This is a genomic window from Paenibacillus paeoniae (genome assembly GCF_003388735.1).
In the GTDB taxonomy this organism is placed as follows: Bacteria; Bacillota; Bacilli; order Paenibacillales; family Paenibacillaceae; genus Pristimantibacillus; species Pristimantibacillus paeoniae.
This window is the reverse complement of record NZ_QUBQ01000001.1, coordinates 2264574-2282578: the sequence shown is the minus strand read 5'-3', so window position 1 is coordinate 2282578 and position 18005 is coordinate 2264574. Positions and strand designations below refer to the sequence as shown.

Sequence of the window (18005 nt, the reverse complement as noted above, 5' to 3'; positions counted from 1 at the left end):
AGCAGGATGAACAGAATGCAAGCGGCTCCGAAGGCGCTTTATATACACATTCCTTTCTGTACGAACAAATGTCATTATTGCGACTTTACCTCTTACGTGTTGAAGGGGCAACCCGTGGATCAGTATCTGGATGCGCTTGAGGAAGAGATGAAGCGAACCGTCACTTCGCTTCCGCCAGAACGCATTGAGACGGTTTTCGTGGGAGGCGGCACACCAACCGTGCTAACCCCTCCGCAGATGGAGCGGTTTTTGAAGTCAGTGTTTCATCATTTTCCAATTGCGGATGATGCAGAAGTGACGATGGAGGCGAACCCGGGAACGACGGATCTCGATAAGCTTCATGCGATGCGCAGCGGAGGCGTAAATCGCATCAGCTTCGGCGTTCAATCGTTCGATAACGGGTTGCTGGAGCGAATCGGCAGAATTCATAATGTCGATGACGTCTATAACAGCCTAAGCAATGCGCGCAAGGCCGGATTTGACAATTTATCTATCGATCTAATGTTCGGCTTGCCGGGACAGACGCTGGAGCATCTATCCGACAGCGTCGACCGTGCGATGGCGCTTGGCCTGCCCCATTATTCTCTATACAGCTTGAAGGTGGAGGAGAATACGCTGTTCCACAAGCTGTACGAGCGCAATGAGCTCCCGCTGCCTCCTGAGGAAGAGGAGTTCAATATGTTTCTTCTATTAATGAAGAAGCTGAAGGAGAACGGCTATCGTCATTATGAGATCAGCAACTTTGCAAAGCCGGGCTATGAGAGCCGCCACAACTCCACGTATTGGCGCAATGAGCCTTATTATGGACTTGGGGCTGGGGCACATGGCTATGCAAAGGGAACACGTCATGTCAATATAAAGGGCGTTCAACCGTATATTGACGCGAACCGCGATCGGTTGCCGCGACTTGAAGCTTACGATATCTCGCAGACAGAGGCGATGGAAGACTTTATGATGGTCGGCTTGAGACTGCTGGATGGCGTGCGAGCTTCAAGCTTTTCCGAGCAATTCCCAGGACATCGCTTAGAGGAGCACTTTGGTCCAATTATCGAAAAGCTGTTAGGTGACAAGCTGCTGGAACGCTTGGAGATGGATGGCGATACCGTGTATAGGCTAACGGATCAGGGCGTTCTGCTTGGCAACGAAGTATTTGGTGCCTTTATTACCGTAGAGGGATAAATTCCGCTTGTGTATTAATACGTTTTGATGTATATTTATTCATATTCAAAACGAACATGGAATCGGGAACATGCGGGGGTGGAGGCAGTTATGCAAGCAGTGGAAGTGTTGTGCAGAACAGCGACAACAGATGATGTGGAGACGTTATTTCAATTAATTCAGGGTTATGCCGAAAAAGGCGTTATGCTGCCTCGCTCGCGTGAAGTACTGGCCCATTTAATAGATACGTTTGTGGTAGCGGAAATCGGCAAGGAGGTCGTCGGCTGCGGAGCGCTAACCAAGCTTGGCGACAACTTGGTAGAGATCAGATCGCTAGGTATTACCGACGGCTATAAAAGCTTGGGAATTGGAAGCAAGCTCGTCATCAAACTGCTCGAACAAGCCAAGGAACAAGGAATTACCAAGGTTATGGCGCTTACGTACGCTGTTCCTTTTTTTGAGCGAAACGGCTTTAAAGTGGTAGAGAAGGAGATCTTTCCGGAGAAGGTCTGGAGAGACTGTGTCAACTGCCCGAAGCAGCATGCTTGCGATGAAATTGCAGTGCTGATAGAACTGGATTAATTCGTCATAATAGATTAGGCCTTGTTGCAGAACCTCTGGATCTGCAACAAGGCTTTTTATATTTATGGAGCTCACTGCGATTCAATCGAAAATGTTAGTTGAAAAATAACGAACCGACTTGACAATGACGAAGCTGGTTTGGTATTTTTGTATTAGTGATTAGCACTCATTGGAGTTGAGTGCTAACGAAGGGTTATTTGATCGCTAACGATAGCTAATTAGGACATGGGGGGATTGGAATGCTGACGGATCGACAACGTATGATATTGCACGCCATCGTAGATGATTATATTCGTTCGGCTGAGCCAGTTGGTTCACGGAGCATCTCCAAGCGTGGTGACGTCGCGTTCAGTCCGGCAACGATTCGCAACGAGATGGCGGATTTGGAGGAGCTGGGTTTCCTGGAGCAGCCCCATACGTCCGCTGGTCGAGTGCCATCTACTAAAGGGTATCGTTATTATGTTGATCATTTGATTGAACTAAAGGAAATGAAAGAAGAAGATCTTGGCTTCGTGCGATCATTCGTCACGGAGAAGATGAGTCAGATGGAACAGGTTATCCAGCAAGCTGCGACAGCTCTGTCGAGTTTAACGAACTACACGTCGATTTTGCTTGGACCGGAGCTGTTTAATACGTCACTGAAGCACTTTGGCCTAGTTCCGCTCAATGCGACTTCCGCCGTAGCGATCATCGTAACTAATACAGGCCATGTGGAAAATCGGACAATTACGATTCCGCCCGATCTGAATATGGACGATATGCAGAAGATCGTCCATATTTTGAACACCAAGCTGGTAGGAGTGCCCCTGATTCGTTTAAAGGCGAAGTTGTATAGTGAGATCGGTCAGGAACTGGAACGTCATGTTGATCATTATGAAGGCTTGATCAGCGTATTGGACAGTGCGCTTCAGAATGATGATGAGCAGCGTGTATTCATGAGCGGTGCGACAAACATGTTGACTCAACCTGAATTTAAGGACGTCGACAAGGTGAAGACGATTCTGGATCTGCTGGATGAAACGCCCACCATTATGAAAATGTTCTCTTCCCTTCCATCTGGAATACAAGTGAGGATTGGAACAGAAAATGACCATAAGGCCATTAGCAATTGCAGCTTGATTACGGCCACTTATTCCATAGACGGCGAATCGTTGGGTACGATCGGCATTTTGGGTCCGACACGTATGGAATACGGCAAAGTCATCAGTATGCTGGACTTGATATCCAAAGATATGAGTGTCCTGCTTAGCCGTTGGTATAGATAATGGATATGGACTTGCGCAATGAGTTTGCTTCCCTACTTGGCGGCAAATTTATGAGGAGGTGAAAGAGATGAGTGCAAAAGAAACACAAAACGACACATTGGATACCGTATTAGATGAGGCTGCCCAAGAGCAGAATGGGGCCGAGGAAAGCGCTCAGACGGAAGAGGAAACAACGGAAAGCGCGCGTTATGTCGAGTTGGTGAAGCAAGCTGAGGAAGCGCAGCAGCGATACTTGCGCGCACAAGCGGATTTCGACAACTTCCGACGTCGCACGGTGAAAGAGAAGGAAGAATTGGCGCAATACGCATCCATGAAACTAATCAACCAACTGCTCCCGGTTGTTGACAATTTCGAGCGTGCAATTGCTGCTTCCAGCTCCAATAACGATTTTGAATCTATGGCCAAAGGCGTGGACATGATTTTCCGTTTGATGAGCCAGACGCTGGATGCGGAAGGCTTGAAGCCGATTGTTGCTGTAGGCGAGCCGTTTAATCCGGAGTTCCATCAAGCGATTATGCAGGTGGAAAGCGATGAATATGAAGAAGGCATCGTCGTAGAAGAAGTTCAGAAGGGCTACATGCTGAAAGAAAAAGTTCTTCGTCCTGCGATGGTTAAAGTTAGCGGCTAATCATGCTGCGACATATAGATGAATTTTGATGCTTACGGGCAAGTTTTGCTTCAAACCGCTAATCGCGGTTCTAAATCACAAAACTTTAAGATGATGCTTACGAAGCAAGTTTTGCTTCAAACCGCTAATCGCGGTTCTAAATCACAAAACTTTAAGATGATGCTTACGAAGCAAGTTTTGCTTCAAACCGCTAATCGCGGTTCTAATCACAAAACTTTTTAGGAGGATAAACCATGAGCAAAGTTATCGGTATTGACCTTGGTACAACGAACTCTTGCGTAGCCGTTATGGAAGGCGGCGAAGCAGTCGTTATTCCGAATCCGGAAGGCAATCGTACAACGCCATCCGTTGTTGGTTTCAAGAAAGACGGGGAGCGCGTAGTCGGCGAAACAGCAAAACGTCAAGCCATTACGAATCCAGATCGTACGATCAGCTCCATTAAACGCCATATTGGCACGAGCCACAAGGAGAAAATCGACGATAAAGAATTTACTCCACAAGAAATTTCGGCTATCATCCTGCAAAAGCTAAAGTCCGACGCAGAAGCATACTTGGGCCAAACGGTAACGCAAGCTGTTATTACCGTTCCGGCTTACTTCAACGACAGCCAGCGCCAAGCGACAAAAGATGCGGGCAAAATCGCTGGTCTTGAAGTACTGCGTATTGTCAACGAACCAACAGCAGCAGCGCTTGCATATGGTATGGAGAAATCCGAAGACCAAACGATTCTTGTCTATGACCTTGGCGGAGGTACGTTCGACGTCTCCATCTTGGAGCTGGGCGATGGCTTCTTTGAAGTTAAAGCAACTAGCGGCGACAATAAACTGGGCGGCGATGACTTCGACCAAGTAGTTATTGATTACCTGGTATCCGAATTCAAGAAGGAACAAGGCATTGACTTGTCCAAAGATAAAGCGGCAGTTCAACGTTTGAAGGATGCAGCGGAGAAAGCGAAAAAAGAGCTTTCCGGCGTTATGACTTCCACGATTTCTTTGCCGTTCATCACAATGGTTGACGGAGTGCCTCAGCATTTGGAGACGAACCTGTCACGCGCGAAATTCGAAGAGCTGTCCGCAACGCTTGTAGAACGCACGCTAGGTCCAACTCGTCAAGCACTGAGTGATGCCGGAATGTCAGCAGGCGATATCGATAAAATCGTTCTTGTTGGCGGTTCTACTCGTATTCCTGCAGTTCAAGAAGCGGTGAAGAAGCTTACAGGCAAAGACCCTCACAAGGGTGTTAACCCGGATGAAGTCGTTGCCCTTGGCGCAGCGGTTCAAGCTGGCGTATTGACAGGCGACGTGAAGGACGTAGTCCTGCTTGACGTAACGCCTCTATCTCTTGGTATCGAAACAGCTGGTGCTGTCTTTACGAAGATGATTGAACGCAATACGACAATTCCTACAAGCAAATCGCAAGTGTTCTCCACTTATGCGGATAACCAGCCGGGCGTTGAAATTCACGTTCTGCAAGGCGAACGCGCTATGGCGGCAGGCAACAAAACGCTTGGACGCTTCACGTTGAGCGACATTCCGCCGGCACCGCGCGGCGTACCTCAAATCGAGGTTACGTTCGATATCGATGCGAACGGCATCGTAAACGTATCTGCGCTGGATAAAGGCACAGGCAAAAGCCAAAAGATTACGATCACTTCTTCCAGCGGCTTGAGCGATGCAGAAATCGAGCAAATGATGAAGGATGCCGAGTTGAATGCGGAAGAAGACCGCAAGCGCAAAGAGCTGGTAGAAGCAAAAAATGCAGCTGACCAACTCGTATATTCCACAGATAAAACGATCAAGGATCTTGGCGATAAAGTAGACGCTTCCGAGATCGAAAAAGCGAATGCGGCAAAAGAAAAAGTAACAGCTGCGCTTGTAACAGACGATTTGGAGCAAATCAATGCAGCAACAGCTGAATTGACCGAGATCGTGCAGCAGCTGTCCGTGAAGCTGTATGAGCAAGCTTCCCAGGAAGCTGAAGCAGCTCAAGGCGGAGCTGAAGGCGAAGCGGCAGGTACTAGAGGCAAGGACAATGTAGTTGACGCCGACTACGAAGTTGTCGACGATAACAAGAAGTAAGGACAACTGGCGAGGGGTCAAAGTGGGGCTTGCCCTGTCTTTGACCTCCTTTCGTGCGTCAATACAACAATAGGTAGCGGGGGTGAGATCGGATGGCTAACAAACGGGATTTTTATGATGTGCTGGGTGTCGGCAAGGATGCCTCCGCGGAAGATATTAAGAAATCGTACCGCAAGCTTGCCAGACAGTATCATCCGGATGTGAACAAAGCGGATGATGCAGAGACGAAGTTCAAGGAAGTCAAGGAAGCGTACGACGTGCTAAGCGACGACGGCAAACGGTCGACTTATGATCAGTACGGTCACGTCGATCCCAATCAGGGCATGGGCGGAGCAGGCGGAGCTGATTTTGGCGGCATGGGCGATATCTTCGATATGTTCTTCGGCGGGGGAGGCGGACGCCGCGATCCCAATGCGCCGCAGCGCGGCAACGACCTTCAATATACGATGACGGTCGAGTTTAAGGAAGCTGTCTTCGGAAAAGAAGCGGAAATTACGATTCCGAGAACGGAATCTTGTGATCATTGTCACGGCTCGGGTGCCAAACCCGGCACGAAGCCTGATACTTGCTCCACCTGCCGGGGAAGCGGGCAGCAAGAGGTTGTACAAAACACGCCTTTCGGTCGTATGGTCAATCGCCGTGCATGTACAAATTGTTCCGGTACGGGACGAATCATCCGCGAGAAATGCGGAACTTGTCATGGCGCAGGCAAAGTCAAAAAACAACGCCGAATCAAGATCAATATTCCGGCTGGCGTTGACGATGGCGCACAAATCCGGATGTCCGGCGAAGGCGAAGGCGGCCTAAGAGGCGGACCTGCGGGTGACCTGTACATCGTGATTCGTGTGAAGTCGCATGAATTTTTCGAGCGTGAAGGCGATGACATTTATTGCGAAGTGCCGCTTACATTTGTCCAGGCAGCGCTTGGGGACGAGATTGAAATCCCTACGTTGACGGAGAAGGTAAAGCTCAAGATTCCTGCAGGAACTCAGACAGGTACGTATTTCCGATTGAAGGGCAAGGGTGTTCCGAAGCTTCGCGGATATGGGACTGGCGATCAACATGTCAAGGTTACCATTGTTACGCCAACCAGCTTAAATGACGAGCAGAAGGATTTGCTTCGCCAATTCGCAGGTTTGTCCGGTGAATCCACAAATGAGCAAAACGATCATCATGAATCGATTTTCGATAAAATGAAAAAGGCGTTCCGCGGCGAATAGCGCGGAACGTTTTTTCTTTTGTGAATAAATTCCTTTGCAAACACGCATTCTAAAGCGGTGAAAAAATGGCTCTGCCATGCAGCGAAGGAGGGGTTCAGATGACAAACGAATCGAACGAACAAACCGAGTTGGATAATGTGAATTTCGGACAATTGCCCATCGGTAAAAATGAAGATGTGGAGTACTCCGAGGAATTGGCGGACGAAGGGGATCGTAAGGCTCAGCAACGCGCGAATGAAGCTGATGCCAGAGAGCAAGGGGAGTAGGCATGTCGACAGTTGAAATTAACGCCTTGTTTCCGGACGAGCAAGCTGCGACAGAAGCGTTGCATAAGTTGCAGGCGCTTAGGGTGGTTGATGTAAGCGGCTTCCATGAAAACGGCATACTTACTGCCACGATCGATGAAGCCGTGGCTGACCGGGCGATGAGGCTGATTGAAGGGATTGGCGGCAGCATCACGTCAGAGCTTTATTGAGACAGAGCACAACGATAGCGCAAGAAGCGTGAAGCTTTTTGCGCTATTTTTTTGGACTGGCCCCTGAGGTTGGTGTACAATAGAGGATAGGCATTTTTGATATTTGGGAGGCATTACATATGAAATGGCACGAAATCACAATAGGGACAACGGAAGAAGCGACGGAGATGATCTCCAACTTCCTGCATGAGATGGGGGCGGGCGGCGTATCGATCGAGGAGTCTGGCACGCTGAATAAGCCGCGCGATACTTCATTCGGGGAATGGTACGAGCTTCCGCTTAATGATATACCGGAAGGGCAAGCTGTCATAAAAGGTTATTTTCCTGAAGGTACAGATACAGAGGAACTTATTGCAGCGCTGAAACCTAGAGTTGAAGAGTTGAAGGAATTTGATATTGATACAGGCCTTGTAACTTACGAGGTCATCGAAGTTGACGATGACGACTGGGCTACGGCATGGAAGCAATACTTCAAGCCGGTTCGCGTATCCGATACGCTGACGATCAAGCCAACATGGGAAGAGTATGAAGCAAGCGAAGGAGAGCGCATCATAGAACTTGACCCTGGCATGGCATTCGGCACCGGGACACACCCGACGACAGCACTCTGTCTGCAGACACTGGAATCGGTTGTCAAGGGCGGAGAAGAGATGATCGATGTCGGCACCGGTTCCGGCATTCTGGCAATTGGAGCGTGCCGGCTTGGAGTGAAAGGTGTGCTTGCGCTTGACCTGGATCCGGTAGCGGTATCCAGCGCAATAGATAACGTAAATCTGAACGGCCTGTCCCAGCAAATAGAAGTCAAGCTTAGCGATTTGCTGGGTGTCCTTCGTGAAGAGCAGCCGGCGGCGGAGAATCGGAATGCCTTTTCGGTTACGGTTCCTGTTGATCTGGTCGTAGCGAATATTCTGGCAGAAGTTATTCTGCTCTTTGTCGACGATGTCTATCAATCCCTGAAGCCGGGTGGCATATACATCGCTTCGGGTGTATATAAGAATAAAGAATCCGATGTAGAAAATGGACTTGTCGCATACGGCTTCCAGATCATCGAGAAACGTCGTGACGAGGATTGGATCGCATTTGTTGCGAGAAAACCACAGGAGGGCTAAATGGACCGATTTCTATGGTTTCCGTTAGAGGATCTTCCGTTTATTGTAATTGTGCTGATGATCGTGTTTACGGTGCATGAGTTCGCGCATGCTTACAGTGCATACAAATTCGGAGACGATACGGCTTACAGGGAAGGCCGAGTGTCACTTAACCCGATGGTTCACTTGGACTTGCTAGGCTCGATCTTGCTTCTGGTAGCAGGATTCGGCTGGGCCAAGCCGGTGCCAGTGAACACAAGCAAGTTCAAGAATCGCCGTTTGATGAGCATCATCGTTTCGGCAGTTGGTCCGCTGAGCAATTTGTTGATGGCCTTTGTCGGGATGTTGATTTTCTACATTTTGCATGAAACAGGCGTGCTGTACTCCGCTTCGCATGGTGTTTATATGGCGCTTGTCCATTTCTTTTGGTATTTGATTATTATTAATTTGCTTTTGTTCGTCTTTAACTTTATTCCCCTGCCTCCGCTTGACGGCTACCGAATTGTAGCCGAGCTGCTGCCGCTGCGGATTCGTTACAAGATCGAACAAAATATGCATTGGGCGATGATCATCTTTTTGCTGTTTGTTTTCATACCGCCGCTGCGCGCAGTGACGCTCGATCCGATTTTGAGCCTGCAGGGGCCGATTTTCTTGGGACTCATTAATTTCTTTGACAGCATCTTCTCGCCGCTTAACTGGTACGACATTGCAATGGATTTCAGTGGTCAAAACATGCTAAGATGAAGGATGGATTTACGTATATGCAACGATATTTTGTAGCGCCGGACCAATTCAGAGACGGCGTCATTACGATAACGGGCGAGGATGCCCATCATGCCGCACGGGTCATGCGCATGAAAGCGGATGACCAATTGATCGCAAGCGACGGCGCCGGGCGTTCGGCGCTTGCGGTTGTGCGTGAAGTGTCGGCCCAGGAAGTGAAGGCTGACGTGCTGGAGCTGCTCGATGCAGACAGCGAGCCAGCATGGAGGGTCACGATTGCCCAAAGCTTGCCGAAGGGCGATAAGATGGAGCTTGTCATTCAAAAAGGAACGGAAATCGGGGTGACGGCATTTCTTCCGTTCGAGTCGGAACGGATGGTCGTCCAATATGATGCGAAAAAAGAAGCGAAGCGGCTGGAACGCTGGAGCAAGATTGCGAAGGAAGCTGCCGAGCAGTCGCATCGTCACCGTATCCCGTCCATTCATTCGCTAGCAAGCTGGAAGAGACTGCTTGCCGTCATCCCGGATTATGATTTGGCACTGTTTTGCTATGAGCGCGAGGGCGATCGGGCACACGGGCTGGGTATCGGGGATGTAGTGCGCGGATGGAAGAAGGAACACGGGATTGAAGCGGATAGCGCGTCGGATGTTCAACCCAACATTCTGCTGATTGTAGGGTCTGAAGGCGGTTTTACCGAGCGCGAAGCGCAGGAAGCACAGACCGCCGGTGCAAGATTGGCCGGGCTGGGCAAGCGTATATTAAGGACGGAGACGGCAGGTCTTGTTGGCTTGACCTGTCTACTATATGAATCTGGAGAAATGGGAGGAGCGTGAGCATTATGCCAACCGTCGCGTTTTATACACTTGGCTGCAAAGTAAACTTCTATGATACGGAAGCGATTTGGCAGTTATTTAAAAATGAAGGATATGAGCAGGTTGATTTCGAAACAACGACTGCAGATGTTTATTTGATCAATACCTGTACCGTTACGAATACGGGGGACAAAAAAAGCCGCCAAATTATTCGTCGCGCCATCAGACGGAATCCGGACGCCATTATTGCAGTAACGGGCTGCTATGCGCAGACCTCCCCAGCTGAGATTATGGCGATCGAGGGAGTCGATCTTGTTATCGGTACGCAAGACCGTGAGAAGATTATGTCCTTTGTGAAGCAAATACAGGATGACCGCAAGCCGGTTAATGCCGTTCGGAACATTATGAAGACTCGCAGTTTCGAGGAGCTGGATGTACCGGATTTCGCGGAACGCACGCGTGCTTTCTTAAAGATTCAAGAAGGATGCAACAACTTCTGCACCTTCTGCATCATTCCTTGGTCGCGCGGCTTGTCGCGCAGCCGTGAGCCGCAAAGCGTACTGGAGCAAGCGAGGGCGCTAGTTGCCGCAGGCTATAAGGAGATCGTACTGACAGGCATTCATACTGGCGGATACGGTGACGATATGGAGAATTACAACTTGACCAGTCTGCTCTGGGACTTGGATAAGGTGGAAGGTCTGGAGCGTATTCGCATCAGCTCTATTGAAGCAAGCCAGATTGACGATGCGATGATTGAAGTGCTGAATCGGTCCAGCAAAATGTGCCGCCATCTTCATATTCCGCTTCAAGCCGGCGAAACTTCTGTGCTTAAGCGGATGCGCCGCAAATATACGACGGAGGAGTTCGCGGCGAAGATCAAGCGTCTTCACGAGGCCATGCCTGGCGTCGCAATTACGACGGATGTAATCGTCGGCTTCCCGGGAGAGACGGACGAGATGTTCGAGGAGGGCTTCCGTTTCATGGAAGAGCTGAAATTTGCGGAGATGCACGTGTTCCCGTACTCCAAGAGAACAGGTACGCCTGCGGCTCGGATGGAAGACCAGGTGGACGAAGAAGTCAAAAACGAACGTGTGCATAAGCTGATCGATCTGTCTGAGAAGATGCAGCTGGAATATGCGGAGCAATATGTGGGCGCTGTGCTCGACGTTATTCCGGAGCGCGAATACAAGGGCGCACCTGGTGAAGGCCTCGTTATGGGATACACCGATAACTATTTGCAGGTCGTCTTCGATGGAACAGAGGAGATGATTGGCCAGTTGTGCCGTGTGAAAATAACGGAAGCGGGCGTGAATGAATGCCGCGGCCAGTTCTTACGCGTTATGGATTCCGGATTGCCAGCGGAAGACACGGATGCGGAAACATTCGTGTATGAGCGTCCGGAAGCTTTGCGAGCTTAACGATGAGATTAAAGCGGGATTCCCTATTCTTTTTACGTTAGAGGGTGAAAAGATGAAGGAATCCTTTGCTGCATATACTAATGCGTAAATGTTGCTGGGGGGAATAGACATGTTGGAAATTTCAGCGGGTGGAGTCGTGTTCCGCCATAATGAGCACGGACAGCTTCAAATTCAGCTCATTCAGGATCGCTATGGCAAAGTGTCGCTTCCGAAGGGCAAGATGGAAGCGGGGGAGACGGTAGAGCAGACCGCTCTCCGCGAGATTGCCGAGGAGACTGGGCTGGAAGGCAAAATCGTCGCCCCGATCGACCAGATCAAGTATCAATATGAGCATGCCGAATACGGAACGGTGAACAAGGAAGTTCACTACTATCTTGTGGAAGCTGTTGGCGGCAAGCATCAAGCGCAAGTGGAAGAGATTCGCGGCGTGGATTGGTTTGAGCCGCTCGAAGCTTGGCGCCGTCAGAAGCAATCCGGGTACGATAATAATCATCGAATTGTGGCAGGCGCTCTACAATTGTTGGGGTTGCCTGTAACCTGATTCATTCTAACGAAGTTCAATGGTATCCAAACGCCGCCAGGCTTTCATATAGCATAATGGAAGTGCCAGAATGGAGCAGGCAATATTGAAGATAGTCTGGGCATGCGCAATTTGTGAAGCGGGTGAATGGGACAGCCAGCTGGATGCAGCAGTCAGCTCTCCGATAAGCGGCAGGAACAGAAGCGCTCCGCCAATGTTCAGAACCGTGTGGGCATAAGCTACAAATTGCCCTGCCTTCGCTCCGCCAATGGAGGCGAGCAGAGCGGTTACGCAAGTGCCGATATTGGCTCCCAGCACTAGCGCTACACCAAGCTCCGGCGGCATGGCTCCAATGGTTACGAAACCCATAACCAGCCCGATGACGGCAGCGCTGCTATGGACAGCTGCAGTCAAGACGGCGCCTGCTGCAAGCCCCCACCAAATGCCGGTTGCGGCTTTTTCGATGAACCAGTCGAACATAGCGCTTTCCTGAACGGCCGGTCCGATCGATTGCATGAGCGACAAGCCTGCCAGCAGCAGGCCAAATCCACAGACTGCAACAGAGGCAGACCGAAGCGGCTCCAGCCATCGCGGTGTGCCCAGTCGGGGCCATATCCGCGCTTCATTCAGCAGGGCAGTGAGCAGCCATACGGCAAAGGAAGAGGTCAGAAGCGGCGTAGACAATGCTTGGATATTTAATCCGATTAGCTCGGTAGTCAAGCATGTGCCGATATTGGTGCCCAAAATGATGCCTAGCGTACGCGGAAATGAAAGCAGTCCTGCGTTAACTAGGCCGATAGAGATGACGGTAACGGCTGTGCTGCTCTGCAAAAATGCGGTAGAGACCGTACCGACAGCCAGTCCGTGCAGCGGTGTTTTGGTCGCGCGCTGGAGCGCTTGAGAGAGATAGGGTCCCGCAAGTCGATGCAGGGCCAGCTCCATCAGCTTCATGCCGCATAGAAATACGGAAAAGCCGAGCGTCATTGGTACGACAATGGAATGTATCATATCCAAGCTCCCCTTCGTCATGCTGAAGATGCCATATACTAATGGTTATGCTTGCGGGGGGACGAGCATGACAAGCCTTATACATAGAGAGGAAGACTGAACGGTGAACGAGCAAGCTAGAATCGTGCTCAATAAAGCGCGCAAAAAAAGAATCGAGCAAGGCCATCCCTGGGTATTCGCAAGCGAAATTGACAGAGTGGAGGGAGAGGCGCAATCCGGCGGATTGGTTGATGTCGTAACTCATCAAGGCCGTTATTTGGCTACGGGATATTGGAATCCAAGCTCACAAATTACGGTACGGATTGTGTCCTATGATCCGCTCGGAGCAATGGATCAATCTTTCTTTGAGGAGAGATTGCAACGATGCAAGGAACATCGGAACCGGTTCGTCGCTGATCACGATTGCAGGCTTGTATACGGTGAAGCGGATCTTTTGCCTGGCTTGATCGTCGACCGGTTCGGCGATGTCCTTGTCGTCCAGTTGCTGACGCTTGGAATGGATGCGGCAAGGGATCAGCTCGTCGCCGCGCTTATAGCCGTATTTCAGCCAAAGGGCATCTATGAACGGAGCGATGTCAGCGTTCGCGGTCTGGAAGGACTGGAAGAAAGAACAGGCGTCTTGCACGGGGAGTGCCCATCTATTATCGAGATTCAAGAAAATGGCTTGAAGCTGGAAGTGGATATTGTAGAAGGCCAGAAGACGGGCTACTTCTTCGATCAGAGGGAGAATCGCGCATCCATCGCACCGCTTATGCAGGGCTGGGGCGCTAAAAGCGGAATCAAGCTTATGGAAGATCCAGACGGGGGGAATACCCTTGTGCCTATGAACGCCAATGGCAAAATCGTTACCTTCCCTTACTGGGATGGCGCAACGGTACTGGAGTGTTTTGCCCATACCGGAAGCTTCACACTGCATGCCTGCAAATACGGAGCGAAAAAAGTAACTTGCTTGGATGTATCCCAGCATGCGATCGATACAGCGAAGCGCAATGTAGAACGGAACGAATTTTCCGATCGGGTCGAATTTGTCGTAGCGGACGCATTCCAGTATTTGAGAGAGCAAGTCAAGGGTTTGGATGAGCGGAAGCTGCGCGCAGCTGGCGGTGGAGACACGTCGAAGAAGCTGGAGCAGACTGGCCGCACGTGGGATGTCGTCATTCTTGATCCGCCGGCTTTCGCCAAGACGAGAAACGCGGTCGCCGGAGCTTGCAGAGGCTATAAGGACATTAACTTGCAGGGCTTGAAGTTGGTGAACGAGGGCGGATATTTGGTTACGGCGAGCTGCTCGTACCATATGCGTCCTGACTTGTTCCTGGAGACGATTCAGGAGGCGGCGATTGACGCAGGCAAGATGCTTCGTCTAGTGGAATGGCGGGCGGCGGGGAAAGATCATCCGCAATTGCTTGGCGTAAACGAAGGACATTACTTGAAGTTTGCGATATTTGAAGTGAGAAGCAGATCAACATCGAAGTAGAACGGGCATTTAGCCCTGTAAGACAAGACCTGGGGAGGTGAGCTTATGCCGCTGAGATTAATCATTGGACGCGCAGGTTCCGGGAAGACGACCTATTGTCAGGACGAGATCCGCAAGCAGCTTCAGCGCGAGCCGGATGGTCCCCCGCTTATTATGCTTGTTCCCGAGCAAGCGACATTCCAGAGCGAGTATACTCTTCTTCACCGCGGCGAGCTGCGCGGCTCGCTGAGGGCGCAGGCGCTTAGCTTCCGCAGGCTTGCTTTTCGAGTTATGCAAGAAACCGGGGGCACAGCGTTAGTACCGATAGGAGATACGGGAAAATCCATGCTCCTTTATAAAATCGTCCATCGGCTGTCCTCCAGGCTTGCGCTTTTCCAGAGCGGAGCGGAGCAAGCGGGGTTTATTGAGCGGCTGTCAGAGCTTCTTACGGAGTGGAAGCGTTACGGAGTAAATGCGGAGGGCTTGCGGAAGCTGGATGCTCGCCTGAACTCCGGCGAGCGTCTCGAAGGACTGCTGGATCGGAAGCTGCATGACTTATCCCTGATCTATGAGGAGATGGAATCAAGCCTTGCGGGTCAATACATCGATGCGGAAGACTACTTGGACTTTCTGAAGAGCAGCTATTCGGCCGCGCCTTCGATGCAGGACGCTCAGATTTGGGTGGACGGCTTCCATGGATTCACGCCTACTGAGTACGAAGCGCTGGGATCGATTATGAAGGAAGCGAAGCAAGTCAATATCACGCTTACGCTGGACCGCTTCTATGCATCGGGAGATCGTCCGCATGAGCTTGAACTGTTCCACCCGACAGCGGAAACATGTATCAGACTATCGGAATTGGCTGAAGCACACGGAATCGAGGTTCTGCCGACGTTGAATTTGAATGCAGTCGCCGAATTTCCGCACAGATTCAGCGCCAGTCCCATGCTGGAACATTTGGAGAAGCATTATGACAAGCGTGTGCCGATGCTGCTGGGTAGTCGGAACGAGGCCATGAGTCACGGAATTAGACTTCAATCCGCTTCCGGCAGAAGGGCGGAGGTTGAGGCGGTAGCTCGTGATATCAGGGCGCGAGCTCGCAATGGGGGCTTGCGCTGGAGAGACATTGCCATTCTAACCCGCAATACGGAAGATTACGCAGACTATCTGTCTCTTATTCTTGACGATTACGGCATCCCGCATTTTGTCGATCAGAAGGAAAAGGCGCTTCACCACCCGTTGGTCGAATTTATTCGTTCTGCCTTGGAAACGATTCTGAACGGCTGGCATTATGATGCCGTGTTTCGCTGCATCAAGACGGAAATGCTTTTTCCAATGGACGGCAGTCTGCCAAGGGATTGGTTCGATCGTCTGGAGAATTACGCGCTTGCCGCAGGAATTGACGGATGGAAGTGGCTCGACCGGAGGAGCTGGAGACCGATAGCGCCTCTCTCGCTTGAGGAAGATGATACGATGGAGACCGTCATATCGGCAAAAGCACAGCGAGAATTTGATATTGCTATGGCGGCCAGAGAAGCGGTAGTTCCGTTGCTCAAGAAATTTGAGGATGCAATCGGCAAGGCAAGCAACATTCGGGAGATGTGCGAAGCGCTTTATAAGCTTCTGGATCATTCAGATGCAGCGGACCGGCTGGAGCGTTGGAGCCGTGAGGACATGGAGCGCGGCGAAGCGCAGCGAGGACGAGCGCATAGGCAACTATGGGACAGCGTGATGAGCTTGCTCGATCAGCTTGTGGAGCTGGCAGGAGACGAATTCGTCTCTCCAGAGTTGTTCGCAGGTATCGTGGAGTCAGGGCTGGAGGGTTTGAAGCTGGCAGCTGTGCCGCCAGCTCTTGATCAAGTATTGGTCGGTTCCATGGACCGGACCAGATCGGGACGCATTCGGGCTTGCTATGTTCTGGGAGCCAATGACGGAATTATGCCTATGCGTGTCAAAGAGGACGGTATATTGACTGAAGCCGAACGAGATACGCTTGTTGCTGAAGGCGTTGAGATGGCGCCTAGCGTTCGCAGAAGGCTGCTGGACGAGCGGTTTATGATTTATAACGCGCTTACGACACCAAGCGACCTGCTTTGGATCAGTTGGGCTGAGGCTGATGAAGAGGGGAAGAGTCTGTTGCCTTCCGAGATCATTCGGAGCATTCGCGGCCTGTTCCCGGGATTGCCAACCTATGAATCGGGGGCTGAGCCGTCGGAAAGCATGTCAGTTGATGCGCAGCGGGAATATGCCCAGCATCCCGACCGCACATTGACCCATCTTATCGCAGCGCTTAGGCGCTGGCAGCAAGGCAGTCCTATCGCGCCGTTCTGGTGGGATATGTACAACTGGTATGTTGCCCGGCCCGAGTGGCAGTCGAAGCTTCAGTTGCTGACGGGATCGCTAACCTATCATAACCGGGAAAGCCGTCTGCCAATGTCCCTCGCCAGAGAGTTGTACGGTGAGCGAATGACGGTCAGCGTCTCGCGGATGGAACGTTTCGTCTCTTGTCCATTCCAGCATTTTGCCATACACGGACTCAAGCTGCGGGAGCGTAAGCTCTATCGTCTGGAAGCGCCTGACGTCGGGCAGCTCTTTCATGCCGCGCTTAGCAAGCTGGCAGGATCGCTGAGCGGTCGTTGGGGCAAGCTCACTCGGGAAGAAGTGAAGGAAGAGGCTTCGAAGACGGTTGATGAGATTGCGCCCAAGCTGCAATCCCAAATCTTGTTGAGCAGCGGCAGATTCCAATTTATTGCTCGCAAGCTGAAGGAAATCGTTGCCCAGGCTGCCGTTATTCTTGGCGAGCATGCCAAGCGCGCTCACTTCCAGCCCCTCGCTACGGAGCTGGACTTCGGTCCTGGGGGCACCTTGCCTGCTTTGGTGCTTCCATTGCCAAGTGGAGGGGAGATGGAGGTTGTCGGTCGCATTGATCGAGTGGATGCCGCCAAGACGGAGGAGGGCCTTCTGCTTCGCGTATTGGACTACAAATCAAGCGCAACATCGCTCAAGCTGGAGGAGGTTGTACATGGACTATCGCTGCAAATGCTGACTTATCTGGATGTTCTCATTACGCATTCCGAAGGTTGGCTTGGAGAAGCTGCATCTCCAGCAGGCGTATTGTATTTCCATGTGCATAATCCGCTGCTTGCCCTCTCGAATGGCCTGTCGGCGGAGGAAGTGTCGGATAAGCTCCTCAAGCGCTATAAGACGAGAGGATTGCTTACGGCGGATGCCGAGGTTACCAGGCTGATGGACGGTGAACTTGATACGGGCCATTCGGACTTGCTTCCGGTTGCTTTGAAGCGGGATGGAAGTTTTTACAGCAGTTCGTCGGTTGTCACATCGGATCAATGGACCACCTTGAGACGATCAGTTAGAGGCATGATCAGCAGGATCGGCGGTACGATTATGGAGGGTGAGGTATCCATTGAGCCTTACCGGTTGGGGGCGAAGTCGCCTTGCCAATTTTGCGATTACAAGGCCGTCTGTCAATTCGATCCGCTATTCGAAGGCAACGAGTATAAGAAGTTAACCAAGTCGTCCAAGGAGGACGCATGGCGGCAGTTGGAAGGAGTGTGAG

The 18005-nt window shown here is 51.1% G+C and carries 16 protein-coding genes; 15 read left to right on the top strand and 1 reads right to left on the bottom strand.

Annotated elements, in window-relative coordinates; genetic code table 11:
* The first annotated feature begins 6 nt into the window (after positions 1-6).
* From hemW to DX130_RS10595, 13 genes are all read left to right on the top strand, one after another.
* Positions 7-1179: a radical SAM family heme chaperone HemW gene (gene hemW / locus DX130_RS10655; protein ID WP_116045032.1), complete on the top strand. Its 1173-nt coding sequence runs from the start codon at positions 7-9 to the stop codon at positions 1177-1179.
* A 90-nt stretch (positions 1180-1269) separates the two neighbouring features.
* A complete protein-coding gene (locus tag DX130_RS10650; protein WP_116045030.1) occupies positions 1270-1740 on the top strand; it encodes an N-acetyltransferase in 471 nt (156 codons plus the stop codon).
* A 239-nt stretch (positions 1741-1979) separates the two neighbouring features.
* Positions 1980-3005, top strand: a complete 1026-nt coding sequence (gene hrcA, locus DX130_RS10645) for a heat-inducible transcriptional repressor HrcA (RefSeq protein WP_116045029.1) — start codon at positions 1980-1982, stop codon at positions 3003-3005.
* Between the two features lie 67 nt (positions 3006-3072).
* Positions 3073-3633, top strand: a complete 561-nt coding sequence (gene grpE, locus DX130_RS10640; protein ID WP_116045027.1) for a nucleotide exchange factor GrpE — start codon at positions 3073-3075, stop codon at positions 3631-3633.
* 233 nt (positions 3634-3866) lie between these two features.
* Complete coding sequence (gene dnaK, locus DX130_RS10635) at positions 3867-5711, top strand: molecular chaperone DnaK (RefSeq protein ID WP_116045025.1); 1845 nt, start codon at positions 3867-3869, stop codon at positions 5709-5711.
* Between the two features lie 92 nt (positions 5712-5803).
* On the top strand, positions 5804-6931 hold the full coding sequence (gene dnaJ, locus DX130_RS10630; RefSeq protein WP_116045024.1) for a molecular chaperone DnaJ: 1128 nt from the start codon (positions 5804-5806) through the stop codon (positions 6929-6931).
* Between the two features lie 98 nt (positions 6932-7029).
* On the top strand, positions 7030-7197 hold the full coding sequence (locus DX130_RS10625) for a YfhD family protein (RefSeq protein WP_116045022.1): 168 nt from the start codon (positions 7030-7032) through the stop codon (positions 7195-7197).
* A gap of 2 nt (positions 7198-7199) precedes the next feature.
* Complete coding sequence (locus DX130_RS10620; protein ID WP_116045021.1) at positions 7200-7406, top strand: hypothetical protein; 207 nt, start codon at positions 7200-7202, stop codon at positions 7404-7406.
* Positions 7407-7525: 119 nt separating this feature from the next.
* Positions 7526-8515 (top strand): 50S ribosomal protein L11 methyltransferase, encoded by a 990-nt coding sequence (gene prmA / locus DX130_RS10615; RefSeq protein ID WP_116045019.1) that lies wholly within the window; start codon positions 7526-7528, stop codon positions 8513-8515.
* Positions 8516-9238, top strand: a complete 723-nt coding sequence (locus tag DX130_RS10610) for a site-2 protease family protein (protein WP_116045017.1) — start codon at positions 8516-8518, stop codon at positions 9236-9238.
* 17 nt (positions 9239-9255) lie between these two features.
* A complete protein-coding gene (locus DX130_RS10605) occupies positions 9256-10050 on the top strand; it encodes an RsmE family RNA methyltransferase (protein ID WP_116045015.1) in 795 nt (264 codons plus the stop codon).
* A 5-nt stretch (positions 10051-10055) separates the two neighbouring features.
* A complete protein-coding gene (gene mtaB / locus DX130_RS10600; RefSeq protein ID WP_116045014.1) occupies positions 10056-11447 on the top strand; it encodes a tRNA (N(6)-L-threonylcarbamoyladenosine(37)-C(2))-methylthiotransferase MtaB in 1392 nt (463 codons plus the stop codon).
* Positions 11448-11556: 109 nt separating this feature from the next.
* A complete protein-coding gene (locus tag DX130_RS10595; protein ID WP_116045012.1) occupies positions 11557-11988 on the top strand; it encodes an NUDIX hydrolase in 432 nt (143 codons plus the stop codon).
* 6 nt (positions 11989-11994) lie between these two features.
* On the opposite strand, the gene DX130_RS10590 is transcribed toward DX130_RS10595, so the two are convergent.
* Positions 11995-12975 (bottom strand): Na/Pi cotransporter family protein, encoded by a 981-nt coding sequence (locus DX130_RS10590; RefSeq protein ID WP_116045010.1) that lies wholly within the window; start codon positions 12973-12975, stop codon positions 11995-11997.
* Positions 12976-13078: 103 nt separating this feature from the next.
* Between DX130_RS10590 and DX130_RS10585 the strand changes: the two genes are divergently transcribed.
* Both DX130_RS10585 and addB read left to right on the top strand, forming a co-directional pair.
* Positions 13079-14449, top strand: a complete 1371-nt coding sequence (locus DX130_RS10585) for a class I SAM-dependent rRNA methyltransferase (protein WP_116045008.1) — start codon at positions 13079-13081, stop codon at positions 14447-14449.
* Positions 14450-14494: 45 nt separating this feature from the next.
* On the top strand, positions 14495-18004 hold the full coding sequence (gene addB / locus DX130_RS10580) for a helicase-exonuclease AddAB subunit AddB (protein ID WP_116045007.1): 3510 nt from the start codon (positions 14495-14497) through the stop codon (positions 18002-18004).
* The last annotated feature ends 1 nt before the right edge of the window (position 18005 follow it).